Raw genomic sequence first — 14,983 nt, 5'->3', positions numbered from 1 at the left:
TCACGCTCCGGCGAGGACGACGGCGAGGGCCAGCACGATGGAGCCGGCGAGCAGGGCGCTCAGGTAGGTCTGGACGTTGCCCGTCTGCGCGAGCCGGACGGCCCGGCCCAGCCAGTTGGCCGTGGTCCCGGCACCGCGCACGTAGGCGTCGATGACCTCCCGGTCCAGGAAGCGCACGAGGGTGGCGGCGGCGCGGACGGGGGTGACGAACGCCTTCTGGTAGAGCACGTCGAGGTGGAAGCCGTCGACGGCGGCTCGGTGGAGCGGCCCGAGGAGCACGGCCCCGGGGTCGACGGCGCCGTAGGTGACGGCGTGCCGCCACGCGCCCCAGGCGAGGGCGGCGCCGAGGGCGGCGGCGCCGGTGGCCAGGACGGAGGTGACGAGCGTCGGGCCGAGGCTTCCCCCGCCGAGCCAGTGCGGCAGCCAGCCGTAGAACAGGCCGAAGGCGAGGGAGGGCAGGGCCAGCGCCCACAGGACGGCGGTCATGACGAACGGCGGGTGGGTGTGCCCGGGCTCCGGCTGCCTCGGCTCGGCCCCGGTGCCCTGCCCGGCGACCGCACCTTCGGCAGGCGCGCCCTCGGCCGCGGCACCCTCGACGGCTGCCGCGCCCTCGGCGGCCTCCTCCGTCGCGGCCCAGGCGCGGGCCTCGGTGGCGCCGGGCTCGGGCGCCGCGGCGTCCTCGACGTCCGGGGTGCCGCCGTCGGCGGGAGTACCGGCCCCGGTGACGACGTGCGCGCCCCCGCCCGACACGGCGCCGGCGGCGGGCGCCGCGGCGGTGAACGCGGCCGCACCCTCGCTCCGGCAGGCCAGCAGCCAGAGCCGGGCCGCGTAGGCGGCGGTGAGGGCGGCCGTGAGCAGCCCGGCCACGAGCACGATCCATCCGGCCGCGGCGGGGATGCCGTCGACGGGGTCGAGGGCGGCGTGCTCGGCCGCCCCGAGCACGGCTTCCTTGGAGAAGAAGCCGCTGAACGGCGGGATGGCGGCGAGGGCGAGCAGGCCGATCGTCAGCGTCCAGTAGACGTCGGGCACCCGGCGGGCGGTGCCGCCGGCGCGGGCCATGGCGGTGAGCGAGCCGGTGCCGGCGGCGTGGATGAGCACGCCGGCGGAGAGGAAGAGCAGCGCCTTGAAGGCGCCGTGGGAGAGGAGGTGGAAGACGGCGGCGCCCCGGTCGGCGACGGCCAGCGCACCGGCGAGATAGCCGAGCTGGCCGATGGTCGAGTAGGCGAGCACGCGCTTGACGTCGTCCTGGGCGAGCGCGGCCAGCGCGGAGCCCGCCATGGTGACGGCGGCCAGCAGCGCGAGGACGACGAGGGCGGCCGCGGAGGCGGTGAAGACGGGCAGCAGGCGGGCCACGAAGTACACGCCCGCCGCCACCATCGTCGCGGCGTGGATGAGAGCGGAGACGGGGGTGGGGCCCGCCATCGCGTCCGGCAGCCAGGTGTGCAGCGGGAACTGCGCCGACTTGCCGGCGACGCCCGCGAGGAGCAGCAGCGCGATGACCGTGGGGTGGTCGAGCTGGAAGTCGGCGAGCGGGGAGGTGAGGCGGGTGACGATCGTGGAGATGCGGAACGTCCCGGCGTCGGAGGCGAGGGCGAGGATGCCGATGAGGAACGGCACGTCGCCCAGCTTGGTGACGAGGAACGCCTTGAGCGAGGCCGCCCGGGCCGCGGCCGTCTCCCAGTAGTGGCCGACGAGGAAGTACGAGCAGATGCCCATGACCTCCCAGCCGACGAGCAGCACGATGAGGTCGTCGCTGTAGACGACGAGGAGCATCGCGGCGGTGAAGAGGGAGACGAGGGCGGAGTAGGAGGCGTAGCGGGGGTCGTCGCGCAGGTAGCCGGTGGAGTAGATCTGCACGCAGGACGCGACGACGGCGACGAGGACCGCGACGAGGACCGCGGTGCCGTCGATGTTGAAGGCCAGCTCGACGGGGAGGGCGGCGTTGCCGGTGGGGGTCAGCTCGGTGGCGGCGGTCAGCGGCGCCCGGCCGCCCTGGCGCACGGCGACGACGACGGCGAGCACGGCGGCGGTGAGCGTCGGCAGGACGGCGAGCGGCCGGACGAAGCCGGGCGCCCTGCGACCCGCGCCGAGCCCGCCGAGGGCACCCAGGAAGGGCAGGACGGGGACGAGGACGGCGAGGGCGGTCGTGCTCACGCGGCGGCCCCCGCGCCTCGGGCCCCGGCGGCGTCCGCGCTGTCCACGGCGTGCTCCTCGGCGTCGTCGGATAGGTGGTCGGGGTGGGCGGCGTCACCGGGCCCCGGGGGCGGCTCGGCCAGGTCGCGCAGGCGGTCGACGTCGGACCCGGCCCGGTTGCGGTACACGAGCAGGACGATGGCCAGGCCGATGCCGATCTCGGCCGCGGCGATGGCGATGGTGAAGAGCGTCAGGCTCTGCCCGGCGCGCAGGGTGTCGCGCAGCCACACGTCGAAGGCGACGAGGTTCAGGTTGACCGCGTTGAGCATCAGCTCGACGGAGATCAGCACGAGCACGGCGTTGCGGCGGGCGAGCACGCCGTACAGGCCGACGCTGAACAGCAGGGCGGCGAGCACGGCGGGGTAGACGAGATGCATCAGCGCTCCTCCTCCGGTGCGCTCACCGCTCCGGAACCGGCCCCTGGACCGGCCGCGGGTTCGGCCCCGGCCTCCGGCTCCCCCTCGCCCGCCCGGTGGCGGGAGACGACGATGGCGCCGACGAGGGCGGCGAGCAGCAGCACGGACAGCGCCTCGAAGGGCAGCACCCAGTGCCGGAACAGCGCCTCGCCGACGGCCTGGGTGGAGCCCTGCGGGGTGTCCACGTCGATCCAGGCGGTGGCAAAGGCGTCGACGACGACGGTGACGAGCGTCGCCGCCGCGGCCAGGGCCACCCCGAGAGCGACCCAGCGGTTGCCGGAGTCGGCGTCGGGGGAGCGGCCGATGGGCGCCCGGGTCAGCATGAGCCCGAACAGCAGCAGCACGACGACCGAGCCGACGTAGATGAGCACCTGCACCCAGGCCACGAACTCGGCCGTGAGCAGCAGGTACTCCACCGCGACGCCGCCGAGGGCGAGGACGAGCCACAGCGCGGCGTGCACGAGCTGCTTGGTGGTGACGGCCATGAGCGCGGCGCCGAGCGTGACCAGTCCGGTGAGGACGAAGGCGATCTCGACGCCGGTGGGCGAGAGGAAGCCGGGAGCGTTCACGGGCGCTCCCCCTCCTCGCCCGGCTGTTCCGGCGACTTGGCCGCCGCGGCCTCCTGGGCGGCGGCCGCGGCCTTGTCGGCGGCCTTGCGGGCGGCGGCGATCTCCTTCGGCTCCTCGGCCGCCGGGTCGAGCGGCGGCGGCTCCGGCACCGTCCACATCCACTCGCGCAGCTTGTCGCGCTCGTGGGTGAGCTCCCGGATGTCGGTCTCCGCGTACTCGAACTCGGGGGACCAGAACAGCGCGTCGAACGGACACACCTCGATGCAGATCCCGCAGTACATGCACAGGGAGAAGTCGATGGCGAAGCGGTCCAGCACGTTGCGGCTGCGCTCGCGCCCGCCCGGCGTGACGGCGGGGACGGTCTCCTTGTGCGAGTCGATGTAGATGCACCAGTCCGGGCACTCGCGGGCGCAGAGCATGCAGACCGTGCAGTTCTCCTCGAACAGTCCGATGACGCCGCGGCTGCGCGCGGGCAGGTGCGGCTGCACGTCCGGGTAGTGCGCGGTGTGCGAGCGCCGCGTCATCGTCCGCAGGGTGACGGCGAGGCCCTTGGCCAGGCCGGAGCCGGGGAGACCCATCAGGGGAACACCACCTTCACGACACCGGTGACGGCGATCTGGAACAGGGCGAGCGGCACCAGCACCGTCCAGGCGAACTTCTGGATCTGGTCGGCGCGCATCCGGGGCCAGGCGACGCGCATCCAGATCACCAGGAAGCTGAGCGCACCGGTCTTGAGCAGCATCCACAGCCAGCCGAGCTGGTCGGAGAACGGGCCGTGCCAGCCGCCGAGGAACAGCACGGCGGTCAGCGCCGAGACGACGACGATGCCCGCGTACTCGGCCAGCATGAACAGGGCGAAGCGCAGCCCGCCGTACTCGGTGAGCGGGCCGAAGATGATCTCCTCGGGGGCCAGCGGCGCGTCGAAGGGCGGACGGTGGAGCTCGGCGACGCCCGCGGTGAAGAAGACGAAGGCACCGATGAGCTGCCACGGCAGCCACCACCACTCCCAGGCGTCCAGGATGCCCGGCAGCGAGAGTGTCCCGGCTGCCATGGCCACGGACGCGGCGGAGAGGAGGAGGGGCAGCTCGTAGGCCATCAGCTGGGCGGCGGTGCGCAGGCCGCCGAGCAGGCTGTACTTGTTGGCCGAGGCCCAGCCGCCCATGAGCTGGCCGAGCACGCCGACGCCGAGGACGGCGAGCACGAAGAAGATGCCCGCGTCGATGACCTGCCCGACCCCGCCTCCCCCAGAGCCTTCGACCCCGGGGGTGCCCCCAGGGGCGACGGGGATGACGATGAGCACCAGGAGGTAGGGCACGAGCGCGACGGCGGGCGCGAGGCGGAAGATCCGCCGGTCCGCCTCGGCCGGGACGACGTCCTCCTTCTGGGCGAACTTGACGCCGTCCGCGACGAGCTGGGCCCAGCCGTGGAAGCCGCCCGCGTACATCGGCCCGACCCGGCCCTGCATGTGGGCCATGACCTTGTGCTCGGTCTGGCCGACGAGGAGGGGGAGCGTCAGAAACGCCACGAGCACGGCGGCGAGCCGCCATGCGACATCGAAGAATTCCATCTAGCCCTGGTCCTCCTCTCGGTCAGCGGTCCGGTCGTCGGTGTCGGTGTCGGCCTCTGCTTCGGGCTCGGCCCGCGGCGCGGCGGGCTCGGGCTTCGCCTCCGCGGCGGGCTTCGCCTCCGTGGCGGGCGCGGTTTCGGCCTTCGGCGCGGGCGGCTCGGCGTCGGGCTTCGGCTCGCGCCAGGGCGCGTCGGCCGCGGCGGCGCGCTGGCTGGCGGAACCGGCCGAGGCACTGCGGGCGCGGCGCGGCGGGCGTTCCCCGGCCGCCGCGCGGCCGCGGGTGGCCCGGGCCGGCCGGGCGGGGGCGGGCGGCAACTGACCCTTGAGCGGGCCCCACTCGTTCGGGTCGGGCACGCCGGGCGGCAGCATCTGACGCCGCCTGGGTCCGCCGTGCGCCGCCCCCGCCGGAGACTCCCCCGGCTCCTTCGCCCCCGGCCACGCCTTCGCCACCCGCGCCGCGAGGACGAAGTCCTTGCGCAGCGGGTGGCCCTCGAAGGTCTCGGGCAACAGCAGCGGGGTGAGGTTCGGGTGGCCGGGGAAGTCGACGCCGAACATCTCGTGCGTCTCCCGCTCGTGCCAGGCGGCTCCCGCGTAGATGCCGGTGGCCGTGGGCAGGGCGGGCGTGTCGTGCGGGACGGTGGTGCGCAGGACGAGCCGCCGGACGCCGTCGCGGCCTTCCGAGGGCAGGGCGGCGACGTGGGCGGCGACGAGGAAGCCGGTGCCGGGTTCGTCGATGGCGCTGAGCCAGTCGAAATAGGTGCAGCCCAGCTCGTCGCGCGCGGTGCGCAGGGCGGTGAGCCACTCGGCGGCGGGGACGTCGACGGTCAGCAGCTCGTAGGCGTCCTCGGCCCGGGCCTCGGCGCCGAACAGCTCCTCGACGGGGCGGGGCAGCCAGTTCACGCTCACCGCTTCCTCTCCTCGTTCGGCGGGGCGACGAGCCCGCTGGTCAGCGCGCCGGTGCCGGGCCGGGAACCGCCGCCGGGCCGGGCCGCCGGACCGGGGCCGTACCGGGCGGCCGGGGACTCGGCGGCGATCTTCTCCTGGAGCTTCAGGACGCCCTGGAGCAGGGCCTCGGGCCGGGGCGGACAGCCGGGCACGTAGACGTCGACGGGGATGACCTGGTCGACGCCCTTGGTCACCGAGTAGGAGTCCCAGTAGGGGCCGCCGCAGTTGGAGCAGGCGCCGAAGGAGATGACGTACTTGGGCTCGGGCATCTGCTCGTAGAGCCGCTTGACGGCGGGGGCCATCTTGTCCGTCACGGTGCCGGAGACGACCATCAGGTCGGCCTGCCGGGGGCCGGGCGCGAAGGGGATGACGCCGAGCCGGATGAAGTCGTGGCGGGCCATGGAGGCGGCGATGAACTCGATGGCGCAGCAGGCGAGCCCGAAGTTGAACACCCACAGGCTGTAGCGGCGCCCCCAGTTGAGCACGACCTTCATCGGCTCCGGGGCCAGCTTGGCGAGGGTGCCGAGGCGGCGCGGCATCGGCAGGTCGGTAGGTGTCACGTCCATGTGAGGACACCCTTCTTCCAGGCGTAGAGCAGGCCCACGGCGAGCAGACCGAGGAAGAGCAGCATCTCCACCAGGGTCACCGCGCCGAAGGCCGCGAAGACGGTGGCCCACGGGAACAGGAAGATCGAGTCGATGGCGAAGATGACGTACAGGAAGGCGTAGACGTAGTAGCGGACCTGGGTGTGCGCCCAGCCCTCCCCCACCGGGTCGACGCCGCACTCGTACGTGAGCATCTTCTCGCGCGTCGGCACCACGGGCCGCAGGAGCGCTCCGGCCGCGAAGGACACGGCCACGAAGAGCACGCCGACGACCGCGACCAGCCCGACGACCGCATAGCCGTGGAAATAGTCCGGCACCGTCCTACCTCGTCCCTCTCGTCCCCGTCGTCCCTGTCTGTGCGTCGGCGTTCGACGATCTGTACGGACGGGAGTCTAGGCCCTGGTCGGGCGCGGCGTGGCGCTGTCTCACGGCCCGGGCGAATCCCGTCCAGCCCGGCCGACATCCACCGGTTTACCCCGGTCGTCCGCCGTGCGCAGGTGCTGGGCGAGTCGCTGGAAGCCCTCCCGGCCGGGGGCGGCCGGCGGACAGCGCCCGCCCGCACGGGCGGGCGGGCCGGTGGATCACGCGGACGCTCATCGCGCCGCCGCTCCGTGTGGCCCGGGGCCGGTGCCGTCCGTGCCGGGACCGCCCGTACCGGGGCCGGTGTCGCCCGTGCAGGGGCCGGGGCCGCCCCCGGTCGGGCCGGGGGCCGCGGTGCGGCCCGCGCGAGCGCCGCGCGACATGGCGCGGTCCATCAGCGTCGCCGCGATCCGGGCGGCGGCCTCCCGGGTGGACTGCCCGAGCAAGCTCGTCCGGATGCCGCCCCCGGCCGCCAGGTGACGGTCGTAGGGCAGGCTCAGCACCTTGGCCCCGCCCGCCTCCAGGTAACCGGCGGCCTCGGAGGCGTCCAGCGTCATGTCGGGCGTGCTGTGGGTGAGGACGACGACGGTCGTGGGCAGCATGCTGCGGTGCAGGCCGCCGGTCCAGTCCAGCACGGTGCGGGTCGCCGCCACACCCTCGACGGTGGCCGGGGTGACCAGGACCCGCGCCTGGGTCGTCGTCAGCGCGGTGCGGGCCACCTCGGCCGGCAGCGTCTCGCAGTCCACGAGGGTCGTGCCGAAGTAGCGGCGCAGGGAGGTCATGACGACCCGGTAGATGTCCACGTCGAGCTGGGCGCCGACCGAGCCCTGACTGCCGGGCAGCAGCCAGCCGCCGCCCGGGAACGGCAGCAGGTACCCGGTGACGTCGGTGATCTGCATGGACGGGTCCACGATGCGTGCCAGGTCCGCGCAGGACCAGCGCACCTCCTCCGCCCCCAGTCGGCGCGGCAGCGTGCCCAGCGCCGGATCGGCCTCGACGGCGAGCACCGGGTCCGTGCGGTAGTGCGCGAACGTCAGGGCCAGCAGGGCGGCGAGCGTGGACTTGCCCGCGCCGCCGCGGATGCTCGTCACCGCGATCTGCCGACCGGTGGTGAAGGGCTGCTGGATGGCCTGCGCAATCTCGGTGGCGGCGGCCGTGTCCTTGGCGGTGGACGTCACCAGGCGGCGCAGCAGCAGCCCGGTGCGGCGGGCGAGGCTGTCGCCGTGCCGGGAACGCCCCTCGGCTCCGGCGAGCTGCGGAGCGACGACGGGCACGGACACGGGCGTGGGCGGCGGAGCTTGGGAGGTCTGCGCCGAAGGCGCAGGGCTGGCCAGCGCGGACGGCACTCCCGCCCGCGGCGCTTCCGCGGCCTGCGGCCGCCCCGCCTGCGGCCGCGCGGGCTCACCGGGCGGCGCGGGCTCGGCCTGCCGCGCGGGCTCGCCCGGCGGGGGCGTCGGCACGGCGGGCGGCTCCGCCGCCCCCCGCGGGCCGCCGTTCAGCTCGCCGAGCACGTCGCGCTGCCAGTCACCCTGCGCCGGCTGTGCCATGAGGGACCCTCTCAGAACGTATCCAGCAGTCGGCCGTACACGCCGAATGCGCCGATCACGACGGAGATCAGCACCACGACGCTGATCGACTCCACCAGGTCCGCCATCCGCCGCAGCCGAACAGCAGCGCATCGCGCAGCCGTCGACGCCGAACCGCGACCGACTCCAGCGCCTGGCTGTCGTAGTCCCGAGCCATCGGCTCCCTTCCGCCCGTGTTCGCGCGAGGCGCCCGGCGCCTCGCGCGGCAACACCTTACGACCCGCCGCATACGACCCGCCGCCGAGTCGCCGACCACGTCGGTGCGGCCCGGACCGTACCCGGCCGCCCGCGGCGGGAGCCCCATGCCTCACTCCGCACCTATTGACAATTTGTCAGCAAGCCTTACCGTGAGGTAGCCCTCCGGTAACCCGGACACCTCGGGAGGACGCCATGCAGCAGCCAGCCCCCGGGACGGACGCCCGCCCCGCCCCCTCCGAAGAGCACGACAACCTCGTCCTCCAGCCCCGCGACGTCGCGTTCGACTGGAACGGCCTGCCCCTGCGCTGGATACCCGACGAGCCGATGGCCAGCCACGTGATCAACGTGCTGCACCTCCTCCTGCCCGAGGGAGAGCGCTGGTTCGTCCGCACCTTCCAGGAGGCGATCCCGCTCATCACCGACGACGAACTGCGCGAGCAGGTCCTCGGCTTCACCGGCCAGGAGGCCCTGCACGCCGAGGCCCACCAGGGCGTTCTCGACCACATGCTCGCCCACGGCCTCGACCCGCGCCCCTACGTCGAGCACCTGGAGTTCATCTTCCACCGGGTCCTCGGCGACCGCCCCGGGCTGTCGCCCGAGCGCGCCCGGGAGTACCTCGTCGAGCGGATCGCCATCATCGCCGGGGTCGAGCACTTCACGGCCTTCCTCGGCGACTGGGTGCTCAACGCCGACGGCCTCGACCGGGCGGGCACCGACCCCACCATGCTCGACCTGCTGCGCTGGCACGGCGCCGAGGAGGTCGAACACCGCAGCGTCGCCTACGACCTGCTGTGCCACCTCGACCCGAGCTACGTGCGCCGCGGCCGCGCCATGGTCATCTCGGCCACGGTGCTGCTCAAGCTGTGGGTCCGCGGGACGCGGTTCCTCATGGCCGCCGACCCCGAACTGCACCCCGCCGCGGGGCCCACCTGGCGCGGCTACGCGCAGGCCGCCCGCCGCGGGCTGCTGCCGGACCTGCGCAAGGGCGCCCACTCCGTCGTCCGGTACTTCAAGCCGGGCTACCACCCCACCCAGGAGGGCTGCACCCGGCAGGCCGTCGCCTACCTCGGCTCCTCCCCCGCGGCCCGCGCCGCGGCCCACTGACCCGCCCGAGCCGCAGCCCGCCGAGCCGCACCCTGCCGAGGACCCCCGCATGAGCCGCCATCCGATCCCGCCCGCCCAGGCGCCGCCCAGCCTGTTCGGGCGGCGCCGCCCCGACCTCTTCCTCCGCCTCCTCGACGCGTTCGCCGACCGGTACATCGATCTGGCCACCCGCAAGGACCGGTACGGCCGCCGCCCCCGCCCCGACCGCCCGCCACTGCGGCTGACGGTCACCTCGCGGGAGGCCGCGGCGGACGACGTCGTCGCCCTGCGGCTCACCGCGGCCGACGGGGCGCCCCTGCCGCCCTGGCAGCCCGGCGCCCACCTCGACCTGCTGCTGCCGTCCGGGCGCAGGCGGCAGTACAGCCTGTGCGGCGACCCGGCCGAGCGGTACGCCTACCGCATCGCCGTCCGCCGCATCCCCGACGGCGACGGCGGCTCCCGGGAAGTGCACGACACCCTCACCGCCGGCACCCGCGTCACCGTCACGGGTCCGCGCAACGCCTTCCCCTTCGCCGCCGACCCCGCCGTCCTGCTCCTGGCCGGGGGCATCGGCATCACGCCGATCCTCCCCATGGCCCGCGAGGCCGCCCGGCGCGGCCTCGACTGGCGGCTCGTCCACTGCGGGCGCACCCGCGCCTCGCTCCCCTTCCGCACGGAACTCGCCGCGCTCGCCGAGCGCCACCCCGGCCGGGTGGAGCTGCTCACCGACGACGAGGACGGCGTCCCCGACGCGGCCGGCCTCCTCGGCCGCGCGCCCGCCGGTGCCGCCGTCTACTGCTGCGGCCCCGGGCCCATGCTCGACGCCGTCCGCGCCGCCTTCGAGCCCGCCCCGGCCACGGCTCTGCACGTCGAACGGTTCGCCGCCGCGCCCATCGTCGACGGCAAACCGTTCAGCCTGCGGCTGCGGCACAGCGGCACCGTCCTGCCCGTCCCCGCCGACCGCTCGGCCCTCGACGTCCTGCGCGAGAACGACCCCGGCACGCCCTACTCCTGCCGTCAGGGCTTCTGCGGCGTGTGCAGGCTCCGCGTCGTCTCCGGCACCGTCGACCACCGCGACCGCAAGCTCGGCCCCGCCGAACGGGCCGACGGGGACATGCTCGTGTGCGTCTCCCGCGCACCCGAGGGCGAGTGCCTCGAACTGGACCTCTGATCCGCCCACCGACGACCCGCCCACCGCCGGCGACCCGGCTACCACCGGCGGCCCGCCCACCGAGCCCGGCCCGTCCCGAGGGGGAACGCAGCAGACGATGAACCAGAGCCCCGCGCGGCGCGGCAGCGCCCGCCCCGCCTTCCCGTTCACCGAACACGACCTCGACCGGTTCCGCGAGCTCCAGCAACTCGCCTACCGCTGCGCCGAGAAGACCGCCGCCTGGCTCGAACCCGGCGTCACCGAACGGCAGGCGGCCGCCCGGCTGCGCCGCGAACTCGTCGCCGAGGGCGTCGAGGACTACTTCCACGTCCCCTTCGCCTGGTTCGGCGACCGGACCGCCTTCCGGCGCTTCCGCACCCCGCTCCAGTTCTTCGCCTCGAACCGCCGCCTCGAAGAGGGCATGCCCTTCGTCCTCGACTGCGCCCCCGTCGTCGACGGCTACACCGCCGACATCGGCTACGCCGGCAAGGTCGGCGACAACCCCGTCTGGGACCGCGTCGCCGTCGACCTGCTCGAGTACCGCGAACTCATCGTCGACCTCGTGCGCGAGCGCACCCCCCTCAACGAGGTGTACGCCGCCGTCGACGCGCTCATCGCCCGGCACGGCTACGACAACCGGCACCGCGTCTACCCCGGCCGCGTCATCGGCCACCAGGTCACCCGCAGCACCGCGCGCGGCCCCGCCGGCGTCACCCTCTTCGGCTTCGGCATCCGCACCCTCCAGACCCTCGGCCGCGAGCTCATCGGCGAACGGCTCCACGGCCGCTCCCCCCTGTGGGCCGACGGCCGCTCCTCCCGGCACGCCCCCACCCCCGGCCTGTGGGCCGTCGAGCCGCACGTCGGGTTCCGGGACGTGGGCCTGAAGTTCGAGGAGCTGCTCGTCGTCACCGAGGACGACGCCTACTGGCTCGACGACGACCTCCCCCACGTCCGCCGCGGAAAGGAACTCGCCGCCCGATGAGCACCACGCCCCCGAACAGCGCCCCGGCCGTCCGGCGCCGCACCGTCCACTCCACCGGCGTCGAGCTGGCCGTCTACGAGCAGGGCGACCCCGCACGGCCCACCGTGCTGCTCGTCCACGGCTACCCCGACACGCACCAGGTGTGGGACGACGTCGCCGCCGAGCTCGCCGCCGACCACCACGTCGTCCGCTACGACGTGCGCGGCGCCGGCGCCTCCTCGGCACCCCGCGACCGCGCCGCCTACCGGCTGGAACACCTCGCCGACGACCTGAACGCCGTCGCCGACGCCGTCAGCCCCGACCGGCCCGTGCACCTCGTCGCCCACGACTGGGGCTCCATCCAGAGCTGGGAGGCCGTCACCCGGCCCGGCGCCGACCGCCGCATCGCCTCCTACACCACCCTCTCCGGGCCCTGCCTCGACCACGTCGGCCACTGGACGCGGCACCGGCTGCGCCGCCCCACCCCGCGCCACCTGCGGCAACTCCTCGCCCAGGCCGCGCACTCCTGGTACGTCTACGCCTTCCACCTGCCCGTGCTCGCCCCCGCCGTCTGGCGGCTCGGACTCGCCGCCGGGTGGCCCACCGTCCTGCACCGCCTGGAAGGCGTCACGCCCCGCCCCGGCCACCCGCAGCGCACCCTGGGCCGCGACGCGGTCCGCGGCATCGCCCTCTACCGGGCCAACATGCTCCCCCGCGTGCTGCACCCGCGGCTGCGGCCCACCCAGGTTCCCGTCCAGCTCGTCACCCTCACCAAGGACCACTACGTCTCGCCCGACCTCGCCGAGGGCCTGGAGCAGTGGGCGCCCCGGCTCGTGCGCCGCTCGCTCGCCGCCTCGCACTGGTCGGCGCTGCTGGAGAAGGGCACCGCCGTCGCCGGGATGGTGCGCGAGTTCGCGGCCCAGGGCGCCGCCGAGGCCACCGCCAGGGCCGCCGCCCCGAAGGCCGCCGCCGGGCCCTTCGCCGGGCAACTCGCCGTCGTCACCGGGGCGGGCAGCGGCATCGGGCGCGCCACCGCCCTCGCCTTCGCCGAGCGGGGCGCCGACGTCGTCCTCGCCGACGTCGACCCGGAGGGCACCGAACGCACCGCCCAACTCGCCCGCCTGCTGGGCGCCTCCGCCACCGTCCACCACGTCGACGTCTCGGACGGCGACACCGTCGACGCCTTCGCCTCCGAGGTCGCGAAGCGGCACGGGGTGCCCGACGTCGTCGTCAACAACGCGGGCATCGGCCACTCGGGCACCTTCCTGGAGACCACCCCCGAGGAGTGGAAGCGCGTCCTCGACGTCAACCTGTGGGGCGTCATCCACGGCTGCCGCGCCTTCGGGCGGCTCATGGAGGAGGGCGGCAAGGGCGGCCACATCGTCAACGTCGCCTCGGCCGCCGCCTATCTGCCCTCCAGGATGCTCTCCGCGTACTCCACCAGCAAGGCCGGAGTCGCGATGCTCTCCGACTGCCTGCGCGCCGAACTCGCCTCCTCGGGCATCGGCGTCACCGCCGTCTGCCCCGGCATCGTCAACACCGACATCACCCGGACGGCGACCTTCTCCGGCCTCGACGCCGGCCAGCAGGACGCCCGCCGCAAGCGGGTCAGCGGCATGTACGCGCGGCGCAACTTCCCGCCCGAGAAGGTCGCCGACGAGATCGTCCGGGCCGTCCGCGCCAACCGCGCCGTCGTCCCCGTAACCTTCGAGGCGAAGGCCACCCGCCTCCTCGGCCGCCTCTCCCCCGGCCTCCTGCGCCTGGCCGCCCGCTTCGACCTCAAGTAAGGGACGTTCACGTGGCCAAGAGCCCCGGCACCGGCACCACCGCCCCCGATTTCGAGCTGCCCGGCGTCGTCCTGCGCGACGGCACCGCGCACCGCGACACCTACCGCCTGGGCGCCCACCGCGGCGCCCCGCTCGTCCTCGCCTTCTACCCGGGCGACAACACCCCCGTCTGCACCAAGCAGCTCTGCTCCTACACCTCCGAGCTGGCCGCCTTCACCGGCCTCGGCGCCACCGTCTGGGGCATCAGCCCGCAGGGACTCGACAGCCACGAGTCGTTCGCCCGCACCCACGGGCTCGCCTTCCCGCTGCTGGCCGACACCGAGCGCACCGTCGCCCGCTCCTACGGCATCGCCGTCCCCGGGCTCGGCCTGCGCCGCTCCGTCTTCATCCTCGACGCCGAGGGCCGCGTCCACTGGAAGCACGTCGCCCTCGCCGGCCTCGGCTTCCAGTCCGCCGAGACCCTCCGCGCCCAGCTCACCGAGCTCGCCGGCGACCCCGCCTGAGGGCGGACGGAACGTCGCTGAGGGCGACGGCGGCGCGGGCGGCGGAACGAGCCGCGCGGACGCCGGGCATCCGCTGCCCGGACCGTCCGGCCCTAGGCCGCCCGCTGCCATGCCGCCCGGGCCCTCACCGGTGCCCGGCCGCCCCCACCGCCCGGGAGCTCCATCACCCGGCACCCCCGGGCCTCCAGTTCGGCGACGACCGCGGCGGCCTGGGCGCCGTCCAGCGAGAAGACGAAGGGGCCGGGTACCAGAACGGCGTCGAGGAGACCGTGCCCCGCGAGGCGCAGCAGGAGATCCCGCCCCGGAAGGCCGTCTGACGACCTCCTGCCGTTATCCATGATCAGCATCGGTTGGGGTACCCCCATGCCGGCCGAGACCTCCTCCAGGGCGCGGACGTGGCATTCCATCCCCATGGGGTCGAACGGGTAGCACCGGAGGTAGATCACGCACTGTGCGTACGCGGCTCCACTGGTACGTCGAGCGGATGTGCTGTCCATGGCTCACCTGCCGGGTTTCGGACGAGGGCCCCGGGCTTCCAACGCCTCTGCCTGCCTCGTCAGGCAACCAGCGCGTCCACTGGGTATTCAATGAGGGTCACCACCCATTCCTTCCGACGAGAACCGGCTGCCCCGTCCCGGCCGGCTCCGGCGTCGCGGGCCCCGACCAGCCTCCCGGGCCCACGGCCGACATCGTGGACAGGACCGCCACCCGCGCCGGACACTGGTAACAGGTGCCGTGTCGCCCCGGGCGCGGTGACGCGGCAACGGCGCTCGCAGCCTCGGGGCGAATCGGGAGCACGTAGTGGACGATCACGGCCACGGCGACCGGAGCCGGCCCCCTGCGGCACGGCCGCAGGCGTTCGTGGGACGCTCGGCCGAGCTCCGAACGGTCGTGGATACGGTGGCGGCCCGCCCGGCCGTCGTCCTGGTGCAGGGCGAGGCCGGGATCGGCAAGTCGCGGCTGCTCACCGAGGCCGGCGCCGTGCTGGCAAGAGACGGGGTGCGGGTCCTGATGGGCGGCTGCCACCCGCTGCGCGAGCCGCTCCCGTACGGCCCGGTGA

Annotated in this window: 15 protein-coding genes and 1 pseudogene; 6 read left to right on the top strand and 10 right to left on the bottom strand. The window is 74.6% G+C overall.

Annotated elements, in window-relative coordinates; all coding sequences use genetic code 11:
- From O7609_RS14675 to O7609_RS14635, 9 genes are all read right to left on the bottom strand, one after another.
- Positions 1 to 2,154 (bottom strand): NADH-quinone oxidoreductase subunit 5 family protein, encoded by a 2,154-nt coding sequence (locus O7609_RS14675; protein ID WP_269743683.1) that lies wholly within the window; start codon positions 2,152 to 2,154, stop codon positions 1 to 3.
- Complete coding sequence (gene nuoK, locus O7609_RS14670; RefSeq protein ID WP_269736505.1) at positions 2,151 to 2,570, bottom strand: NADH-quinone oxidoreductase subunit NuoK; 420 nt, start codon at positions 2,568 to 2,570, stop codon at positions 2,151 to 2,153. The genes O7609_RS14675 and nuoK overlap by 4 nt, the downstream gene beginning before the upstream one ends.
- Positions 2,570 to 3,178, bottom strand: a complete 609-nt coding sequence (locus O7609_RS14665; RefSeq protein ID WP_269736506.1) for an NADH-quinone oxidoreductase subunit J family protein — start codon at positions 3,176 to 3,178, stop codon at positions 2,570 to 2,572. The genes nuoK and O7609_RS14665 overlap by 1 nt, the downstream gene beginning before the upstream one ends.
- Entirely contained in the window at positions 3,175 to 3,756 is a 582-nt protein-coding gene (locus tag O7609_RS14660; protein ID WP_269736507.1) for a NuoI/complex I 23 kDa subunit family protein, read from the bottom strand. The genes O7609_RS14665 and O7609_RS14660 overlap by 4 nt, the downstream gene beginning before the upstream one ends.
- Positions 3,756 to 4,745, bottom strand: coding sequence for a complex I subunit 1/NuoH family protein (locus O7609_RS14655; protein ID WP_269743682.1), 990 nt, complete (start codon positions 4,743 to 4,745; stop codon positions 3,756 to 3,758). The genes O7609_RS14660 and O7609_RS14655 overlap by 1 nt, the downstream gene beginning before the upstream one ends.
- Entirely contained in the window at positions 4,746 to 5,651 is a 906-nt protein-coding gene (locus O7609_RS14650; RefSeq protein ID WP_269736509.1) for an NADH-quinone oxidoreductase subunit C, read from the bottom strand.
- Positions 5,648 to 6,256: an NADH-quinone oxidoreductase subunit B gene (locus tag O7609_RS14645; RefSeq protein WP_269743681.1), complete on the bottom strand. Its 609-nt coding sequence runs from the start codon at positions 6,254 to 6,256 to the stop codon at positions 5,648 to 5,650. Before O7609_RS14645 ends, O7609_RS14650 begins: the two co-directional genes overlap by 4 nt.
- Positions 6,247 to 6,612 (bottom strand): NADH-quinone oxidoreductase subunit A, encoded by a 366-nt coding sequence (locus O7609_RS14640; protein WP_219094465.1) that lies wholly within the window; start codon positions 6,610 to 6,612, stop codon positions 6,247 to 6,249. The genes O7609_RS14645 and O7609_RS14640 overlap by 10 nt, the downstream gene beginning before the upstream one ends.
- A gap of 276 nt (positions 6,613 to 6,888) precedes the next feature.
- Positions 6,889 to 8,202, bottom strand: a complete 1,314-nt coding sequence (locus O7609_RS14635; RefSeq protein ID WP_269736511.1) for a hypothetical protein — start codon at positions 8,200 to 8,202, stop codon at positions 6,889 to 6,891.
- Positions 8,203 to 8,631: 429 nt separating this feature from the next.
- Here O7609_RS14635 and O7609_RS14625 point away from each other — a divergent pair, with 429 nt between their 5' ends.
- The 5 genes from O7609_RS14625 to O7609_RS14605 all read left to right on the top strand — a co-directional run bounded on the left by O7609_RS14625 (position 8,632) and on the right by O7609_RS14605 (position 13,923).
- Entirely contained in the window at positions 8,632 to 9,543 is a 912-nt protein-coding gene (locus O7609_RS14625; protein WP_269736512.1) for a metal-dependent hydrolase, read from the top strand.
- Positions 9,544 to 9,592: 49 nt separating this feature from the next.
- Complete coding sequence (locus O7609_RS14620; protein WP_269736513.1) at positions 9,593 to 10,693, top strand: PDR/VanB family oxidoreductase; 1,101 nt, start codon at positions 9,593 to 9,595, stop codon at positions 10,691 to 10,693.
- 97 nt (positions 10,694 to 10,790) lie between these two features.
- Positions 10,791 to 11,654, top strand: a complete 864-nt coding sequence (locus O7609_RS14615; RefSeq protein ID WP_269736514.1) for a M24 family metallopeptidase — start codon at positions 10,791 to 10,793, stop codon at positions 11,652 to 11,654.
- A complete protein-coding gene (locus O7609_RS14610; RefSeq protein WP_269736515.1) occupies positions 11,651 to 13,420 on the top strand; it encodes an SDR family oxidoreductase in 1,770 nt (589 codons plus the stop codon). The genes O7609_RS14615 and O7609_RS14610 overlap by 4 nt, the downstream gene beginning before the upstream one ends.
- A gap of 11 nt (positions 13,421 to 13,431) precedes the next feature.
- Positions 13,432 to 13,923, top strand: coding sequence for a peroxiredoxin (locus tag O7609_RS14605; protein WP_269736516.1), 492 nt, complete (start codon positions 13,432 to 13,434; stop codon positions 13,921 to 13,923).
- A gap of 92 nt (positions 13,924 to 14,015) precedes the next feature.
- Here the strand turns inward: O7609_RS14605 and O7609_RS14600 are convergent, their stop codons facing one another.
- Positions 14,016 to 14,369, bottom strand: a complete 354-nt coding sequence (locus O7609_RS14600; protein WP_269736517.1) for a hypothetical protein — start codon at positions 14,367 to 14,369, stop codon at positions 14,016 to 14,018.
- A gap of 355 nt (positions 14,370 to 14,724) precedes the next feature.
- Between O7609_RS14600 and O7609_RS24760 the strand changes: the two are divergent.
- Positions 14,725 to 14,964, top strand: a pseudogene (locus O7609_RS24760) (ATP-binding protein); the annotation flags it as partial.
- Positions 14,965 to 14,983: the final 19 nt, after the last annotated feature.

The organism is Streptomyces sp. WMMC1477 (assembly GCF_027460245.1).
Classification (GTDB): Bacteria; Actinomycetota; Actinomycetes; order Streptomycetales; family Streptomycetaceae; genus Streptomyces.
This window is presented reverse-complemented; position numbering and strand designations above follow the sequence as displayed.